Raw genomic sequence first — 15,886 nt, forward strand, 5'->3', positions numbered from 1 at the left:
ATATAAGATCTGGTTTACTAGAGAAAATTAGATGTATCTTTGCACGCTTAAAATTAGGGTATGACCAATACAAAGAATATTGCCATCATCGCGCACGTAGACCACGGGAAGACTACCTTGGTCGATAAGATCATGCATCATTGCCAGTTGTTTCGGGAGAACGAAAATACGGGCGAGTTGATTTTGGACAATAACGATTTGGAACGCGAACGTGGCATTACCATAGTTTCCAAGAATGTATCCGTAACCTACAAGGATACCAAAATAAATATCATAGATACCCCTGGGCACGCAGACTTTGGCGGGGAGGTAGAGCGTGTTCTGAATATGGCGGACGGTGTGCTCCTACTGGTCGATGCCTTTGAGGGGCCTATGCCACAAACCCGATTTGTGTTACAGAAGGCTATAGATTTGGGGCTTAAACCCTGTGTGGTCATCAATAAGGTGGACAAAGAGAATTGTACCCCGGAAGAGGTACATGAAAAAGTATTCGATCTGATGTTCGAACTTGGCGCAGAGGAATGGCAATTGGACTTTCCCGTAGTCTATGGATCGGCAAAGAACAATTGGATGAGCGATGACTGGAGAAAGGAAACGGACTCCATAGAACCCTTATTGGATATGGTCATTGAACATATTCCCAGTTTTGAGGTGGAAGAGGGCAATACCCAAATGCTGATCACCTCCTTGGATTATTCTTCCTTTACCGGTAGGATTGCCATAGGAAGATTACAACGGGGAAGCTTAAAGGAAGGACAACAAATTTCCTTGGTCAAGAGGGATGGAAGCATTGTAAAATCTAAAATAAAGGAACTCTTCACCTTTGAAGGTTTGGGCCGAAAAAAGATAAAAGAAGTAGCTACCGGTGATATCTGTGCCATTGTTGGTTTGGAAGGGTTTGAAATAGGGGATACCATTGCCGATATTGAAAATCCTGAGGGGTTAAAGACCATAGCCATAGATGAACCTACCATGAGTATGCTCTTTACCATTAATGATAGTCCATTTTTTGGACAGGATGGTAAGTTTGTAACTTCAAGACATATTAAGGAACGACTGGAACGGGAACTGGAAAAGAATCTGGCCCTAAGGGTCGAAGAGACGGACAGTGCCGATAAGTTTATGGTCTTTGGACGTGGGGTACTCCATCTTTCCGTTTTGATTGAAACCATGCGCAGGGAAGGATATGAACTACAGATCGGTCAGCCTCAGGTTATTATCAAGAACATTGACGGTACAAAGTGCGAACCTATAGAACAATTGACTATAGATTTGCCAGAAGAGGTTTCAGGCAAGGCAGTTGAAATGGTCTCTATCCGTAAAGGGGAAATGACCAGTATGGAGGCGAAAGGTGGGCGAATGGTTTGTGAGTTCCATATTCCATCACGAGGAATTATTGGCTTGCGAAACCAATTGTTGACGGCCACTGCCGGTGAAGCCATAATGACACACCGCTTTTTGGAATACCAGCCTATGAAGGGCGATATCCCACAACGTCAGAACGGATCATTGGTCTCCATGGAGAACGGGAAAGCTATTCCTTATTCTATCGATAAGCTTCAAGAGCGTGGCAAGTTCTTTATAGACCCAGGGGAGGACATTTATGAAGGGCAGGTCATTGGAGAAAATTCCCGGGGCGATGACATGACGGTTAATGTAACCAAGACCAAAAAGCTTTCCAATGTTCGTTCTGCAGGTGCCGATGACAAAGCCAAAATTGTTCCTGCCATAAAATTTTCCCTGGAGGAAGCTTTGGAATATATACAAAAGGACGAGTACGTGGAAGTTACTCCAAAACATCTTCGACTTCGTAAGATATTCTTGAAGGAAGTGGACCGTAAGCGTAATAAAATTGATTGATGTCTACCTAAAAACCTCGAATCCAATTCGAGGTTTTCTTTATTTTGGGAGGTCTCTTTTACTAAATCTGTAAAATCCGGGCCCAGTATTTATAGCTTCGATATTAATTGTATAAGCCGAGTTTTTTTTATCCGGATTGCCATGTAATTTGTATAAATTGAAGAAGCTAATTCATTCTACGAAAATCGATTTACATGAAACTAAGGGGAAAAAAAGTCCTTATTACGGGCGGTTCCCGTGGTATCGGGAGGTGTATGATCGGCGAACTCATAAAAAACGGAGTCAAGGATATTGCGGTCATAGCTAGGGATAAAAAAAAATTGGAACAGCTCTCCATTGACTTTGAGGAAGCAAATTTTCTTTTCGTCAATGGAAATGTAGGCGATATAGGTGTGCTTCGAGAAATGTCCTCTAAAATTGAGGATCGGTGGGGTCGTTTGGATGTTCTGATTAATAATGCCGGAATCGTTTCGGCCGGGGCGTTGGAAGATATCCCGGATGAAGAGATCTATGACCAGGTGGCCGTAAACCTTATGGCGGTACTGTTCCTTACCAAATATTGCCTACCCTTGCTAAAATCCTCTAGGCAAGCCGCAGTCTTAAATGTCTCTTCAGGACTGGGGCTTTTGGGTATGCCCTTTTATACAGTTTATGGAAGTACCAAGGCAGGCATACGTCAATTTTCGGATTCCCTTCGGCGCGAACTTCAGCCTTTTAATATTTCGGTGACTTGTGTATACCCCACTGCCACGGATACGGAAATGATGCAAAAATTTGAGGGACGGGAGATGGATTCCCCGGAGTATGTGGCCGAGAAATCCATACAGGCACTGATGAAAAAAGAACTACATTTTATCTTTGGAGGGTCACAGCGTCTTAAAGATAATCGACTCAATTTTGAGTCCCCCAAAAAGTTCGACAAGCAGATTTCAGAAAGCTATGAACAACACAAGGAAGCCAGTCGTTCACACAAGGCAATTTAGTTTTGAGGTAAGCAATAATAGTTTGGTCTTTCCGGATTAAACGATACTATCCAAGGCAGTTTTAATACTGGAAAAATCTGTATTAACGTTCAAAAATTATCTAAAATGGACGGTCTAATCTATTGGAGCCTGATGCAATGCTGCCGCAGCTGCCCCAACGATACCCGCGTGATTGCGGAGTTCTGCCGGTATTACCGGAGTATCGATTTTTATGTATTCCTCAAATTCGTTAAAATCCTTGGAAGTACCACCTCCCAAAATAATCAGGTCGGGGGACACTAGCAATTCCACAAATTCCAAAAACACATTGAATCGTTTGCCCCATTTTTTATAACTAAGCTCTTCGCGTTCCTTGGCAGATGCAGCTGCCCAAGTTTCAATTTTTGTATATTTTTTATAGGGAATCTGCCCAAGTTCAAAATTAGGAATCAACTCCCCATCCAAAAAAGCACCACTGCCTAATCCTGTGCCAATGGTAATCATAATGACAAGGCCTCCCTTTCCCTTGCCTATGCCATAGTTCATGGTAGCGTAACCTGCGGCATCGGCATCATTGATGACTGTTACCGGGAGTCCCGTAATATCACTAAAAAGTTCCTTTACGTTGACGCCTAACCATTTTTTATGAAGATTGCCCGGCGATTTACAGATACCACGCTTAATAACCGTGGGAAACCCACATCCTATTGGGCCCTTATGTTCAAAATGGTCTACGATTTCCTTGAAGACCTTGGCCATATCCTTGGGTTTTTTTGATTCCGGGGTAGGAATCCTAAAGCGCTCCGATAGCATTTCTCCCGTTAACGAATCTATTAAAGCCCCTTTCATCCCGGAGCCGCCAATATCAATACCAAGAACGTTCATCGCTAGATTTTGAATTACGCAGGCAAATGTAACAAAAGTTTTTACTTATGCTAATCCTATGTTGTGAAGCCCGTTTTTTCTGTAGTTAAAAGTTGTATAATCCGGTATTGCCCTGCTCTAAAATGGGCATTAGGGCTTGTATAACTTCTGGATTGTCCTTTGCAATGTTCTTGGACTCCTCAGGGTCCAGAGTGTGATCATAAAGCTCTATGGTAGGTTTTTCCTCCCGATAATATTGGGTCAACCGGTGGGAATCCGTTCGTAGGGTAATACCATTTTTAAAATAGCCATAGGCCACTCCATTTGATTGCTTTTGAGTAGATTCCATGGTATGGGCAAAACTCTCTCCGTCAACGTAATGATTAATTTTAAGGTCACAGAGTTCCAAAAGTGTTGGATAGATATCCACGGTTTCCACAATATGGTCCACCTTTTTATTTTCATGTTCTAGATAGGGCGATTTTATGATCAAGGTGCTTTTCAAGGCATTTTCAAACAGGGTGTGTTTGCCCCATACACGTTGGTCTCCCAAATGCCAGCCATGATCGCCCCAAATAACGATAATCGTGTTTTTATCCAGTCCCAAAACTTTGAGTTCCTTCCAAAGTCTCCCGATTTGAGCATCTATATAACTTATGGAAGCTACATACGCATGCCTTAGTTTCTTTGCGTAAGCATCGGAAACTACTTTTGATAAACCCGCTTTTTCCTCGCCCAAGGCATATTGATTGAATTCTCCACTTTCATGAAGGCTTTTTGAATGGATGCCTTCCGGAATTTTAGGGTAGGCGGCAAGGGGAATACTATCCCTGTCGTATAAATCCCAATACTTTTTTGGGGCATTAAAGGGCAGGTGCGGTTTAAAGTAGCCCACGCCCATAAAAAAGGGCTCTTCCTTGTTTTTCAGCTCTTGCAACTTGGCAAGAGCAAGTTTAGTGGTAAGCCCATCCGGATAGCCATCGTCACCCACATCGCCTTTTTCATAGGGTTTTACCTGTTTTTTTAGGCTCTGCCGATTTTCTCCATTGGCGTAGGCGAAAAAAGCATTCCATCCGGTTTCCCATGGTCCGGGGTCAAAGAGCAGTTCGTTCCAGCTATGGGGCAGTTCTCTTTTGTTTGAAACAGGCTCTTCATACCCATATACCAACCCGTCAGCGGAATGGCTTATTTTTCCTATACCTACTGTGTGGTAGCCTTCCCTTTTTAGTTTATGGATAAAAGTTTCGGGAGTTGCCTGTTCCGGTTTGCCAGAGATTTCCTTTTCTATAGCTCTATTGGACAAGTGTATAGGTTTTGAGGGCCGCATTCCGGTCAATAAGGCATGACGGGAGGCACCACAGGTGGGTACCTGGACATAATGATGTGTGAAATAGGATCCCGTTCGGGCCAAAGAATCCATATGGGGGGACTTGGCAATGGAATTGTAAACACCCAGTTCCGTTCGCAGATCATCAACGGCGATAAAGAGTATATTGGGCTTTGTTTTCTTGAGAGGAGGGTTTTTAAAGGTTCCTGAAAAAAGGAAGGTAATGATTAGAATTAAAAAAAACCTGAGCATCTTTTGATATATTAAACCCTATAAAATCCAAGGTAGTCAAAAAAAAAGAAGTAGGCCAAAAGATAGGTTTATAAACCCGTTTTAAGTAGATGTACTATTTTCACGATTAAGAAGGCCGGCATTTTAACCACCAATTCCGATTGGTTAATGACGGTTACTACCGTGATATCCAAATTCTCCAAATAGGCTAAATAACAGGTATATCCCGGATCAAAACCACTATGGCCCATTACCCTTCCCGTTTTTTTCGACTTGTCAAAGAGCATTACCCCCAGACCATAACCTTTCTTAAAATCCAGCATTTTTTGTAAAGTGGCTTCCGATTGGAACAACTTTCCTTGAAACAATGCCCGTGCAAATACGCTCAAATCATCTACATCGGTAAGGATGCCTCCAGCAGGGTTCAATTTGTTGAAATGCAGGGTAAAATCGGTTAGGTCCCAATCCGTATAGTATCCCTTGAACATTTGGGGAATAACATCATCGGAAGGCCGTAAGGAGGTATTTTTTAACCCTAGGGGGACAACAATTCTACGGTCAATAATATCGGCAATGGTAGCATTATCCACTTTTTCGGCAATCATTCCCAAGAGAATGTAGTTGGTATTGGAATACCCGTATTTCCCCAGTTTATGGGTCGCCGTCCCCAATTCCAGGGCAAAGTCTATTCGTTCTTGAAGTGTATACTCGCGTTCTGGTTGGTTTTTGTAGCCATTTAAATGCACCTGACCCTTATTGAGATAATCAAAAATACCACTCGTATGGCGCAGAAGATGTTCTAAAGTCAATTCCTGCTCAGAGGATTTTCCATTATACTCGGTTAGTTTTTTAATGGTGGATTCATCCAGATATTGGATAACCTTATCGTTGAGCGAAAGGAGTCCCTCTTCTTCCTGCTGCAAGATACAGGCGGCCACAAATGTTTTGGTAATGCTTGCCGCGATGAATCGTTCATTACCGGACAGCACAATGTTCTCATCTCTCCCTACGCTTCCAGTACTGTATTTCCAATCGGCCGCGTTTGGATAGCTGACCGAGGCGATTACCCCGCTGGCCTCGGGATTTATTTTTAAATATTCATTGCTCAAGGAAATCAATTCTTTTTGAAGTGATTCGGACTGTGCACGGAGTTTTGGATGTCCAATACAACAACAGATACCATAGATTAGAACAAATTTTAAACTTGAACCTCTTAGCATAGTAGTTTATTTTAACAGTATAGAGAGGACGGTTCAGTAAAAATGTTACAGAAAGAAATAGTTCACGCTAAATCACTTAGGTGTGCAAACCTTTATCGGTTATATTTGGAAAAAAGACGTAACCTTTGGCTTCCTTGATTTTCAGTATGATGAATGCAATAAAAATACTAGTCCCGTTTCTCTTAATTGTTCTTTTCCAAGCAGATGGAATACTTGCCCAAGGGACTCCTTCGAGAATAAAGGTACTGAGCTATAATATTCACTATGGTGCGGGAATGGACGGAAAAAAAGACCTTGAGCGGATTGCCGATGTCATTAACACCACAAACCCTGATATAGTGGGTCTTCAAGAAGTCAAGGACTCTACTATGATGGTTACCTTGGGCCAATTGACCAATATGCATTATGTCTTTGGAGCTTCCACCGAAAAGGAAACGCCCAACCTGTATCGTTTGCTGGACATTCCTGTACCGGCTTCCCAATTGCACTATGGCGATGGCATATTATCCAAGTACCCTTTTGCCTATTTAGGTAATCTTTCCATTCCGAGTGCAAGTAGCAGCCGATATGAGGCGATGTGTGTTGAAGTGGATTTGTCCAAGAAATCGAGTGAAAAACGCATGGTTAGATTTATCACCACCCATTTCGATTATTTAAATACCATTGGCTCCGAGATTGCTAGAAAGGCAGCCGTTGAAGTGATCGAAGCCGCCTTTATAACTGAAGATAGTGATAGGACGTACATTATGACCGGTGATTTGAACGCGACTCCCGATTCTGAAGTCCTGAATCTGTTGGAACATAAGGGTTGGATAAATGAGGACTTTGGCAAGGCATTGCCAACGGTTCCCTCAACGGCACCTCGTAAGCAGATCGATTACGTTTTAGTACGACCAAAAGAGCGATGGAAAATCATTGATGTCCGTGTGATCGACGAGCCGATGGCATCGGACCATCTGCCTATTCTCATGACCTTGGAATTGATTCCAGGAGATTGATTTTACTACCTATTTGCAAAACGCTTTGAATGCAATGGTCAGGCCTTGGCCACACATTATCGGCTGTTAATAAGTTAGTTTTAGTTTCAACGGGAGATGATCGGAAAAACCATTGGGTTGAAAATTCGGGTTTTCGGATCGGTACCGAAATGAGCGTGGTCTACCGCTGGCAGTGGCCAAAATAGGGTCATCAATAATATCAAAGCTATCCAGATCCGCTTCCAAACCATTTCCGGATAGTAACCCTCGGGTAACCACCAACTGATCCAACATTTGATAGCGATTGGTAAAGGTAGTCCCATCCCTAAGGCCACTTAAAAAATAGGTCCCCGTATTGCCCAAGAAGGATTTATTCATAATTCGGGTACTCACATTGTATAGGAAAACATCCTGTTGCCGATACTTGGAAGTTTCCTCGAATTTATCGATATCATTGGTCCCTCCTTTTACCTTGTCCAAATCACGGGAAGCCCTTAGGTGCTTAATGAGGCTACGATCAAAGGGCTCGTCGTTAAAATCTCCTACTACCATTACCTTGCTTTCCCATTTGGCCTGAATGGAAGGGAGATTAGCAGCATTTCGTAAATTTTCATATTCCCCGGGCTGCACTTTTACATGGTCCTCCACCAGGTACGCAATATGTTCCGCTACCGCGATCCGCAAAGGTTCGGACTCGTATTGCCCCCGACTCCTGGACGGCCAATGGGATGCTATGACGACAAATTCCTCGCCAGTAGTATTGATTCGAAAAACAACTTCGAAGATATCTCGGGTTCGATAGCGTAAATGTACCAGGTGGGAGGTTTTGGAAACCACTGTAAGTTTACTGGGGTTAAAGGCCATGGCCACATCGATGCCACGGAGATCACTGGTACCAGATTCGTCCAGTACCACCTCCAAATGGTTCATACCCGCCTCTTCCAACAAGTCCTCCAACAGGGCATCCTTTTCTATTTCACATACGGCCAGGAGATCTATACCCTCATTGGGCCATAGCAGGTTTAATCCAGCGGCGAGGTTGGCCTTTTTTATTTGAAACACTTCGTTGGTCCATCCATTTTCGGGAGTAAAGCTAAAGTCGTTGGAAATGGAATCGTCATCCGTATCAAAGAAGTTTTGGAGGTTCCACCAGGCAAAATTTAAATTGGGCATATCGAACTATTTTAAGGATTGGTATTCAATTAGTAGTACAAATACAATAAAGAGTTTTAGATTAAGGGTAAACGATTCATTATCAAATTGCAATATCTGTCGAGTTTTATGCTAAAAGTAAGAATTATAGTAAATAATCGATGTAATATTGTAGGGTTTTACGTATTTTCTGTGTGAATGGTAGCTTTTAAGACATAGAAGGAAATGCTTCTTTCCTTGAACTAACCAAACCGCTATAAAATTCCAAAGTGTCCGGATAGCCTAATCCTATCCTAGGATAAAAGCGTAAATTAGGGTAGTATTACAAATTGTAGAATGTATGGACGTATTTTTGTAATCTATATGACATCCACTAAATAGATATGGACGGAAAGAACAGGGAAGCTATCATTACGGTCGTCGGTTTTTTAGGAGCGGGAAAAACGACACTATTGAAACACTTGATGACCAGCTATATGGATGAGGGCTGGAGTCCCTTTATTATTCTAAACGATTATGAAAATGCAAATCTGGATATTCAACAGTTTATTGAACGGATAGAACCGAAGTGGGTCAGGGCACTTAGCGGTAGTTGTATTTGCTGTAGCGGTATAAACGAGCTTAGGGATTTTGTGAATAGAATCCCAGAGCGAACGAAAGGAATAACGCTTATTGAGGCCAATGGTACTTCTGATGCCTGTTCACTTATGAGTTTCCTAGGTGTTGGGCTCAACGAACGGTTTCTACCGCCTATTCAAATATCCGTGGTTGATATTAAAAACTGGCAAAAGAGGGAAGAACACAATGAACTTGAAGCGAATCAGATTCAGGTATCTTCCATGATTGTATTGACACATATGGAAAATGAATCAGTGGATCGACTAAATTTTGTGGTAGGAGAGCTTAAGAAATTGAATCCATTGGCAGAAATCATAAACGCGGATGAACTGGACATTTCCCTTCTTCCGAAACTTACTCCTTCCCAAAACGATGCCCAAAAACTTGACCATCTTAAAGCGCATTGGTCTTCTTGCTCCATAGATTTACCCAATTTGCCCGATCACAATTGCATTTATGCCATGTGTGATGCCTTACCCAAAGATATCCTTCGAGTGAAAGGCTGTACCCAAATCGGGAAAGAGGATCAATACACCTATTTTGAACGTACCCCGGATGGCGAAGTATATATTAGGCCTTTTAATGGAGTCCCGATAACAGGTCCGAAACTTTTGACCATAGGTCCTGGAAGTAATCTTGTATTACTTGAAAAAGCTATTGGAATTGGGCTTTCACAACAGAATCAAGTGCAAAGCGAGAATGAGTTAAAAAGCCCCGCGGCGATACATAAACGGCATTAAAACGCTCAACATTGTCTCCAATTCAAACAAATGAAGAGAAGAACTAAAAATAATTTTGGGCTGATTCTACTTCTTCTGGTTGTGATTGCCTTTTCGATTTACTATTACCAACGGGATATCAGTTTTTATCTTTTTGCAGATACCAGTGAATATAGTGCAATCCGCTTGCAATTTAGGTGGTGGATAATCGCCCATTTTGGATTTGCTGCTTTTACCCTATTTATTGGCCCGCTTCAGTTTGTTTCGCAAATCAGGAAAAAATACCCCAAATTTCACAGATTCGCCGGTCGTTTTTATATCATAGGCTCTATTGTATCGGCAATTACGGTTTATGTGCTATTGGCAACAACCTATGAGTTGCCCGGAGCAATTCCCTCATTGGGTCTGTTGGCCGCCATATGGCTATTTACTACCATCGCGGCATACCGGTTTATACGAAAACGCAATGTTCTAAGGCACAAGGAATTTATGCTAAGAAGCTATGTTTGCGGTCTTGCTTTTGTATTTATCCGTTTACTCCCTGGCGTACATGAATTTACGGGTTTGTTCAGTTTCATTGAGGATAATGAGATGAGAAGGACCGTTTATGAGTGGATTTGTTGGGTGTATCCATTGATATTAGTGGAATTTTGGTTGGTTTGGAGAAAGCAGCTTCTCCAAGCGTAGCGATGGGCCAATTGTATAATTTAAAAATTCATGAGGACAATCATTACAGGAAGCACGGGAATGATAGGAGGTTTGGTTTTGAAGAGTTGTTTGAACGCTGATAAGATAACCGAAGTAATTAGCCTGGTTCGAAAACAAACCGGGCAAAGGCATGCCAAACTCACGGAAATAATGGTTCAGGATTTTGAGGACTACCATAAACACAACAGTTTGTTTAAAGATGTAGAGATTGCTTTCTTCTGTCTTGGGGCCTACACGGGACAAGTTTCCGACGAGTTGTTTAAAAAAATCACTGTGAATTATGCGGTTGAATTTGCCAAGACCTTGGAGAATAATAGTCCTGGGGCGACACTATGTCTATTAAGTGGGGCAGGAGCGGATAGGACAGAAAAGAGCAAAACTTCCTTTGCACGTTACAAAGGAATGGCCGAAAACCAAATTTCCAATTTAAACCTTAGGTTTTATAGTTTTAGACCGGCATACATTTATCCGGTGAAACCAAGAAAGGAGCCGAATTTCGGATATAGGATACTCAGAGTATTATATCCATTGCTTAAACTCTTTGGCGAACGCTATAGCATTACATCAACAGAGTTGGCAGAAGCCATGTTCCATGTTGGACTTAACGGTGGAGACAAGGAAATTTTGGAAAATCTGGATATTAAAACACAAATACATTAAAGCCTAGAATCGAATCAAAATCAAAAACAACATCGAAAATGAAATCATCTGGTATCTTTGCTATAGCCGTTTTTTTACTCTTTACTTTTTCTATTCAGGGACAGACCCCAAAGGACTCCCTGGAGATTAAACAGGTTGCGCTGGATTATATCGAATCCCAACATAACGTGAAACCTGAACAATTTGAACGGGCCGCTCACCCAAGAATGGTCAAAAGAACTTTTTGGACGGACAAGAAAACAGGGAAGGAGTATCTACGGGAAACCTTTACCGATGCCATGATCTTGCTTGCCGAGACCTATAACCAAGACGGGCACCAATTTCCGGAGAATCCAAAAAAGGAGGTCATTATTCTTGATATTTATGATAAAACCGCCTCGGTAAAGCTTATAGCAGATGACTGGATCGATTATATGCACATCGTAAAACTGAACGGAAAATGGCAACTGGTAAATGTATTGTGGCAATTCAATGATTCCGGGAACCATTAATATATAGCGCAGCTGTATGTAAAACGCACTTTACACTGGACGCTTTAGCCAAAGGCAGATTAAATGAAAATGGAAGAAAAGGAAAAACCCAGACTTTCGAGATTAACGGCCATTATTACGCAGTTGCAATCCAAAAGGCTTATTACCGCAAAATACCTGGCCGAAAAGCATAACGTAAGTATACGGACCATCTACAGGGACATCCGTACCCTTGAAAAATCTGGGATACCCATTGTTACGGAAGAAGGTAAGGGATATTCCATTATGGAGGGGTACCACCTTCCACCCGTCCTCTTTACGGAAGATGAGGCCAATGCCCTGATTACCGTAGAGCAATTAGCGATTCACAACAAAGATCGATCGTTGAGCGAAAATGTTTCCAGTGCCATTGAAAAAATAAAAGCTATTTTGAGGTATTCCCAAAAGGGAAATGCGGATTTGTTGGCAGGTAGAATCTACTTTGGAGGTCATCAGCGTGTAAAGAAGTCGAGCAGTAACCTAATGCAGATACAATCGGCCATTACCCAATATAAAGTCTTGACCATCGATTATCTTTCTTTGCAAGATAAAAGGACCACTAGACACATTGAGCCATTTGCGATCTATAGTATCAATGGAGATTTCCTGTTAATTGCCTTTTGCCGGTTACGTAACGATTTTAGACATTTCAGAATAGATTTCATCAAGAAACTTGTGGTAGAAAACGAAACCTTTAGTCCACATAATATGACGATACAGGAGTATTTTGAGAAATACATAAAAAATCAACAATACCCCTGACACATCTCTGTCACAACTCCATTTTAGTTTTACCGTGAAGCAATCTTAAAAACAATAAAAATGGAAATTGTGAAAATCGTTATCCTCTCGGTATCAAGCCTTATGTTACTTTATGTAGGTGCAATGCGTTTAAGTAACCCCATAAAGAACTATTTGGAAAATTCTGGAATTACCTTACCAAACGAGGTCAACCTGTTAAATGAAATGCGGGGCGTAAGTTCCGTAATGCTCTGCGGAGGAATTATTATTCTTTTGGGAACGATCATACCAAGTTTAACCCTTACGTCATATGTGGTGGCAGGATTGATTTTTCTTGGATTTGCACTAGGTAGGTTTATTAGTATGGCTGTTGATGGGAAACCAAATAAAAAGATAATCCAAGGTATTTGGTTTGAAATTGTTTTGGGTATAGCAAATGTTTTTGGCTCGGTGAACACCTGGGTTTAGAAATTTGAATCGATCTATAAAAAACACAAGCTATAAACATTACGATTTAATCGGGGCAGATGAACAGGCTTACCAGAATAACGGCAATTTTAATTCAATTACAGTCAAAAAAAATAGTTACCGCAAAGGAAATTGCCGGACGGTTTGAGATTAGTTTGCGAACCGTTTACAGGGACATTAAAACGTTACAAGATGCCGGTGTGCCCATTGGTTCGGAAAATGGGGTCGGCTATTATATAGTCGATGGGTATCGGCTACCTCCGGTCTCGTTGACCGAGGATGAAGCAAATGCCTTGATCGTTTCCGAAGAATTCATAAAGAGGCAGGGGGATAGATCGTTATCTAAAAATTATGATTCGGTCATTACCAAAATAAAATCGACCCTGAGAAGCTTTCAGAAGGACCATATTGAATTCCTCGCAGACCGTACCTTTAGTTTTGTTAAGGGTAAGGTGATTGAAAGTAATGGGTTGTCCGAAATACAAAAAGCTATTTCCCATAAAAAAGTACTCGATATTTCCTACCGATCTATTTATAAGGAAGAGTTGACCCATCGAAAGATCGAACCTCAGGCTGTTTATTTTACCAATAATCTGTGGGTCACCATCGCTCATTGCCGACTTCGGGGTGAGTTCAGAGAATTTAGATTGGACAGAATCGATCGATTAACAGTTACTTCTGAGACTTTTGAACCCAATCTGCAGTTCAGCTGGCAAAATTATTTTGGACGTTTCCAGGTCTAGTTGACATAGGGCTGTCACTAGCTCACTTTACTTTTGAACTATGAGAAAAAATGATTACAGGTTTAACAGTTTTGACGGCTTATGGGTACAGCCTGTCAGGCACAAAAAAAGTAAAATGAAACGAGCTCAAGTTTTAGAAATGGTGTTATGGAAATCCAAGGAAGGTATTAGCACGGAAGAAGCAAAAGAATCCATTACAAGGCTTAATGGTTTTATAAAAGATCAACCCGGATTTATCTCCAGAAAGACTTCATTGGCCGATGACGGAAAGTTCTTGGATATCGTACTATGGACGGACCTTACTTCTGCCAGGGCAGCTTCGGAAAAAGCTATGAAAAACAAGGACCTCGAGGAGATATTTAGTACAATCGATGAAAGGGGAATGAGTTTTCAACACTTTGAAGTTTTTAATAGTACGGATTAGTCGGCTACAAAACGGTATTGGAGTTATAGCGGTTTGGGCACTGACCTAAACCGCTTTTTTTTTATATTATCCGCAAATTGTCAAAATAAAAAGGTTTGCCTTTAGCTGGCTACCACATATACGCGAACCTGTTGGTTGTATTTTCAAATGCTACACACGAAATGAAATATTTAACTGGAATGAGATGTCTTATCATGGTAATAACCATTGTTTTTAGTAATGTGGGATCTGGTTGCGAACAAGACATAAAAACACCAACGGATAATCGAAAGGAAGCAGCTTCTTATTTCGTTCCCAAGATAACAGGTAATTACGCGCGATTTAAGGGGGATAAAATAGGCGGAGTAAAAATGAACTATGAATCCGCCACAATTTACCCTGATTCTTCCAATAGCGAATTAATTCTAAAATGGGATAATGTAGCCAGTACATTATTTAAGGACAGTACTTCTTTTAGGCTTACCCTGGTTTCGGATCTAAATACCTTTCAAAAGTTTTCAGTGTACACAATGGGCAATGTACTGATAGATTCAATGGATTTGTCCTTAGGGACGCCATTTCAGTTGGTACAATGTAAAATACAGGAGGAATATGTATCAGATGTCCTTGAGAATGGATTGAAAGTTCGGTTAAAAGGAAAAGGATTACCGGTAGGGGTAATCACTCAAACAGAACATAATTTGGACAACTTCTTACCCCATTTGCTATTGCCAGGCAACCGGCCGACCCGTGAGGAGTTTTTGGATAAAATGGCTTCCTTGGCCTGCCTTACCGAGTACGGATGGCAAGAAGGTTGCGTAATTGATGGAATAGCCCGGTTATCCGAAACAGCAGAGGATGGGATGCGATATAAAAAAAACCTTGAAAAACATCTATCGGTTATTTTCCCGGATGACGAAGGCATAAATCATGATTACGAAAAGATAGGGATGGAGTTTACCTCTTGCCTCGCCCAATTGGCATTATGGAAACCGGATCACCCCGAAATCAATTCCGTTTTGGACTATTGGAAAAGTAAAACCGATTCCATTGGGGTGATTAAGAATGGAAATAAAATTGTTGCCGAGGGAAATTATACTGTGGCATGGCCATTGGCCGTTATTGCAGAACAATTGGATAGGCCCGAATTAGCGAATGAAGCTATCCATCAGCTAAGGTTGCGTCGCAAATACCTGGTGGACGAACGGGGTGCTATTTGGCTTAGATATAATTTCGAAACACAGGAAAGAACATTCCCGATGTGGTCCAGGGGATTGACCTGGTATGTATTGGGGCTTGCAAAAACATTGGATGCCCTTCCAAATCCTCCAAAGGACCTAATTGAAGAGTTACAACGGGCAACCGACTATTTGATTTCCATTCAAGGAGCGGATGGAATGTGGACGGTCTTTGCGGGAGATCCCGAGACCGCACCGGAAACATCGGGCACAAGCGGTGTGGCCACGGCAATGGCCATTGGAGTGCGAAGAGGATGGTTAGGGAAAGATGCGGAAGCATCGGCATTATTGGCAATGAAAGGGGTAGAAAAAAGACTAACGCTCGATGGCTTTCTAGATGGTGTTGCCGAGGAAAACAAAGGTGGCCTTGAATTTCAAAGAGAAACAAACGGATCTCTATGTAATTGGGGTATGGGTTTATTTGCACAACTTCTTGCCGAATTGGCCCCACCGGTAAACTAGTTCGACAAAATGTTATAAACAACC

16 protein-coding genes are annotated in these 15,886 nt (G+C 41.7%); 12 read left to right on the forward strand and 4 right to left on the reverse strand.

Annotated elements, in window-relative coordinates; genetic code table 11:
• Positions 1-60 precede the first annotated feature (60 nt).
• Together typA and ACP2AF_RS10395 are read left to right on the forward strand one after the other, a co-directional pair.
• Entirely contained in the window at positions 61-1,860 is a 1,800-nt protein-coding gene (gene typA / locus ACP2AF_RS10390) for a translational GTPase TypA (protein WP_425236087.1), read from the forward strand.
• A gap of 194 nt (positions 1,861-2,054) precedes the next feature.
• Complete coding sequence (locus tag ACP2AF_RS10395; protein ID WP_425236088.1) at positions 2,055-2,843, forward strand: SDR family NAD(P)-dependent oxidoreductase; 789 nt, start codon at positions 2,055-2,057, stop codon at positions 2,841-2,843.
• 114 nt (positions 2,844-2,957) lie between these two features.
• Here the strand turns inward: ACP2AF_RS10395 and ppgK are convergent, their stop codons facing one another.
• From ppgK to ACP2AF_RS10410, 3 genes are all read right to left on the reverse strand, one after another.
• The gene (gene ppgK / locus ACP2AF_RS10400) at positions 2,958-3,707 is read right to left on the reverse strand and encodes a polyphosphate--glucose phosphotransferase (RefSeq protein ID WP_425236089.1); all 750 of its coding nucleotides are present in this window, start codon (positions 3,705-3,707) and stop codon (positions 2,958-2,960) included.
• 85 nt (positions 3,708-3,792) lie between these two features.
• Positions 3,793-5,265 carry a sulfatase gene (locus ACP2AF_RS10405; RefSeq protein WP_425236090.1) on the reverse strand — a complete coding sequence of 491 codons (1,473 nt, stop codon included), beginning with the start codon at positions 5,263-5,265 and terminating at the stop codon, positions 3,793-3,795.
• Between the two features lie 68 nt (positions 5,266-5,333).
• A complete protein-coding gene (locus ACP2AF_RS10410; protein WP_425236091.1) occupies positions 5,334-6,464 on the reverse strand; it encodes a serine hydrolase domain-containing protein in 1,131 nt (376 codons plus the stop codon).
• 146 nt (positions 6,465-6,610) lie between these two features.
• On the opposite strand from ACP2AF_RS10410, the gene ACP2AF_RS10415 reads away from it, so the two are divergent.
• Positions 6,611-7,462, forward strand: a complete 852-nt coding sequence (locus ACP2AF_RS10415) for an endonuclease/exonuclease/phosphatase family protein (protein WP_425236092.1) — start codon at positions 6,611-6,613, stop codon at positions 7,460-7,462.
• Positions 7,463-7,528: 66 nt separating this feature from the next.
• Here the strand turns inward: ACP2AF_RS10415 and ACP2AF_RS10420 are convergent, their stop codons facing one another.
• Positions 7,529-8,614 (reverse strand): hypothetical protein, encoded by a 1,086-nt coding sequence (locus ACP2AF_RS10420; protein WP_425236093.1) that lies wholly within the window; start codon positions 8,612-8,614, stop codon positions 7,529-7,531.
• 362 nt (positions 8,615-8,976) lie between these two features.
• Between ACP2AF_RS10420 and ACP2AF_RS10425 the strand changes: the two genes are divergently transcribed.
• The 9 genes from ACP2AF_RS10425 (at position 8,977) to ACP2AF_RS10465 (ending at position 15,862) form a co-directional block, all read left to right on the forward strand.
• A complete protein-coding gene (locus tag ACP2AF_RS10425) occupies positions 8,977-9,951 on the forward strand; it encodes a GTP-binding protein (RefSeq protein ID WP_425236094.1) in 975 nt (324 codons plus the stop codon).
• A 30-nt stretch (positions 9,952-9,981) separates the two neighbouring features.
• Complete coding sequence (locus tag ACP2AF_RS10430) at positions 9,982-10,617, forward strand: DUF2306 domain-containing protein (protein WP_425236095.1); 636 nt, start codon at positions 9,982-9,984, stop codon at positions 10,615-10,617.
• A gap of 30 nt (positions 10,618-10,647) precedes the next feature.
• Positions 10,648-11,298, forward strand: a complete 651-nt coding sequence (locus tag ACP2AF_RS10435; RefSeq protein WP_425236096.1) for a hypothetical protein — start codon at positions 10,648-10,650, stop codon at positions 11,296-11,298.
• Positions 11,299-11,336: 38 nt separating this feature from the next.
• Entirely contained in the window at positions 11,337-11,789 is a 453-nt protein-coding gene (locus ACP2AF_RS10440; protein ID WP_425236097.1) for a nuclear transport factor 2 family protein, read from the forward strand.
• Positions 11,790-11,852: 63 nt separating this feature from the next.
• Entirely contained in the window at positions 11,853-12,569 is a 717-nt protein-coding gene (locus ACP2AF_RS10445; protein ID WP_425236098.1) for a helix-turn-helix transcriptional regulator, read from the forward strand.
• A 60-nt stretch (positions 12,570-12,629) separates the two neighbouring features.
• The gene (locus ACP2AF_RS10450; RefSeq protein ID WP_425236099.1) at positions 12,630-13,016 is read left to right on the forward strand and encodes a DUF4345 domain-containing protein; all 387 of its coding nucleotides are present in this window, start codon (positions 12,630-12,632) and stop codon (positions 13,014-13,016) included.
• 59 nt (positions 13,017-13,075) lie between these two features.
• Positions 13,076-13,759, forward strand: coding sequence for a helix-turn-helix transcriptional regulator (locus tag ACP2AF_RS10455; protein WP_425236100.1), 684 nt, complete (start codon positions 13,076-13,078; stop codon positions 13,757-13,759).
• 115 nt (positions 13,760-13,874) lie between these two features.
• Positions 13,875-14,183 (forward strand): hypothetical protein, encoded by a 309-nt coding sequence (locus ACP2AF_RS10460; RefSeq protein ID WP_425236101.1) that lies wholly within the window; start codon positions 13,875-13,877, stop codon positions 14,181-14,183.
• 179 nt (positions 14,184-14,362) lie between these two features.
• Complete coding sequence (locus ACP2AF_RS10465; RefSeq protein WP_425236102.1) at positions 14,363-15,862, forward strand: glycoside hydrolase family 88 protein; 1,500 nt, start codon at positions 14,363-14,365, stop codon at positions 15,860-15,862.
• Positions 15,863-15,886: the final 24 nt, after the last annotated feature.

Source organism: Ulvibacterium sp. (genome assembly GCF_965248315.1).
GTDB lineage: Bacteria > Bacteroidota > Bacteroidia > Flavobacteriales > Flavobacteriaceae > Ulvibacterium.

Excerpts from the sequence above, each read along its gene's own strand:
- ACP2AF_RS10405 (WP_425236090.1), bottom strand. The coding sequence starts at position 5,265 with ATGCTCAGGTTTTTTTTAATTCTAATCATTACCTTCCTTTTTTCAGGA.
- ACP2AF_RS10415 (WP_425236092.1), top strand. The coding sequence starts at position 6,611 with ATGATGAATGCAATAAAAATACTAGTCCCGTTTCTCTTAATTGTTCTT.
- ACP2AF_RS10395 (WP_425236088.1), top strand. The coding sequence starts at position 2,055 with ATGAAACTAAGGGGAAAAAAAGTCCTTATTACGGGCGGTTCCCGTGGT.
- ACP2AF_RS10430 (WP_425236095.1), top strand. The coding sequence starts at position 9,982 with ATGAAGAGAAGAACTAAAAATAATTTTGGGCTGATTCTACTTCTTCTG.
- ACP2AF_RS10460 (WP_425236101.1), top strand. The coding sequence starts at position 13,875 with ATGAAACGAGCTCAAGTTTTAGAAATGGTGTTATGGAAATCCAAGGAA.
- ACP2AF_RS10450 (WP_425236099.1), top strand. The coding sequence starts at position 12,630 with ATGGAAATTGTGAAAATCGTTATCCTCTCGGTATCAAGCCTTATGTTA.
- ACP2AF_RS10455 (WP_425236100.1), top strand. The coding sequence starts at position 13,076 with ATGAACAGGCTTACCAGAATAACGGCAATTTTAATTCAATTACAGTCA.
- ppgK (WP_425236089.1), bottom strand. The coding sequence starts at position 3,707 with ATGAACGTTCTTGGTATTGATATTGGCGGCTCCGGGATGAAAGGGGCT.
- ACP2AF_RS10440 (WP_425236097.1), top strand. The coding sequence starts at position 11,337 with ATGAAATCATCTGGTATCTTTGCTATAGCCGTTTTTTTACTCTTTACT.
- ACP2AF_RS10465 (WP_425236102.1), top strand. The coding sequence starts at position 14,363 with ATGAGATGTCTTATCATGGTAATAACCATTGTTTTTAGTAATGTGGGA.
- ACP2AF_RS10445 (WP_425236098.1), top strand. The coding sequence starts at position 11,853 with ATGAAAATGGAAGAAAAGGAAAAACCCAGACTTTCGAGATTAACGGCC.
- ACP2AF_RS10435 (WP_425236096.1), top strand. The coding sequence starts at position 10,648 with ATGAGGACAATCATTACAGGAAGCACGGGAATGATAGGAGGTTTGGTT.
- ACP2AF_RS10410 (WP_425236091.1), bottom strand. The coding sequence starts at position 6,464 with ATGCTAAGAGGTTCAAGTTTAAAATTTGTTCTAATCTATGGTATCTGT.
- ACP2AF_RS10420 (WP_425236093.1), bottom strand. The coding sequence starts at position 8,614 with ATGCCCAATTTAAATTTTGCCTGGTGGAACCTCCAAAACTTCTTTGAT.
- ACP2AF_RS10425 (WP_425236094.1), top strand. The coding sequence starts at position 8,977 with ATGGACGGAAAGAACAGGGAAGCTATCATTACGGTCGTCGGTTTTTTA.
- typA (WP_425236087.1), top strand. The coding sequence starts at position 61 with ATGACCAATACAAAGAATATTGCCATCATCGCGCACGTAGACCACGGG.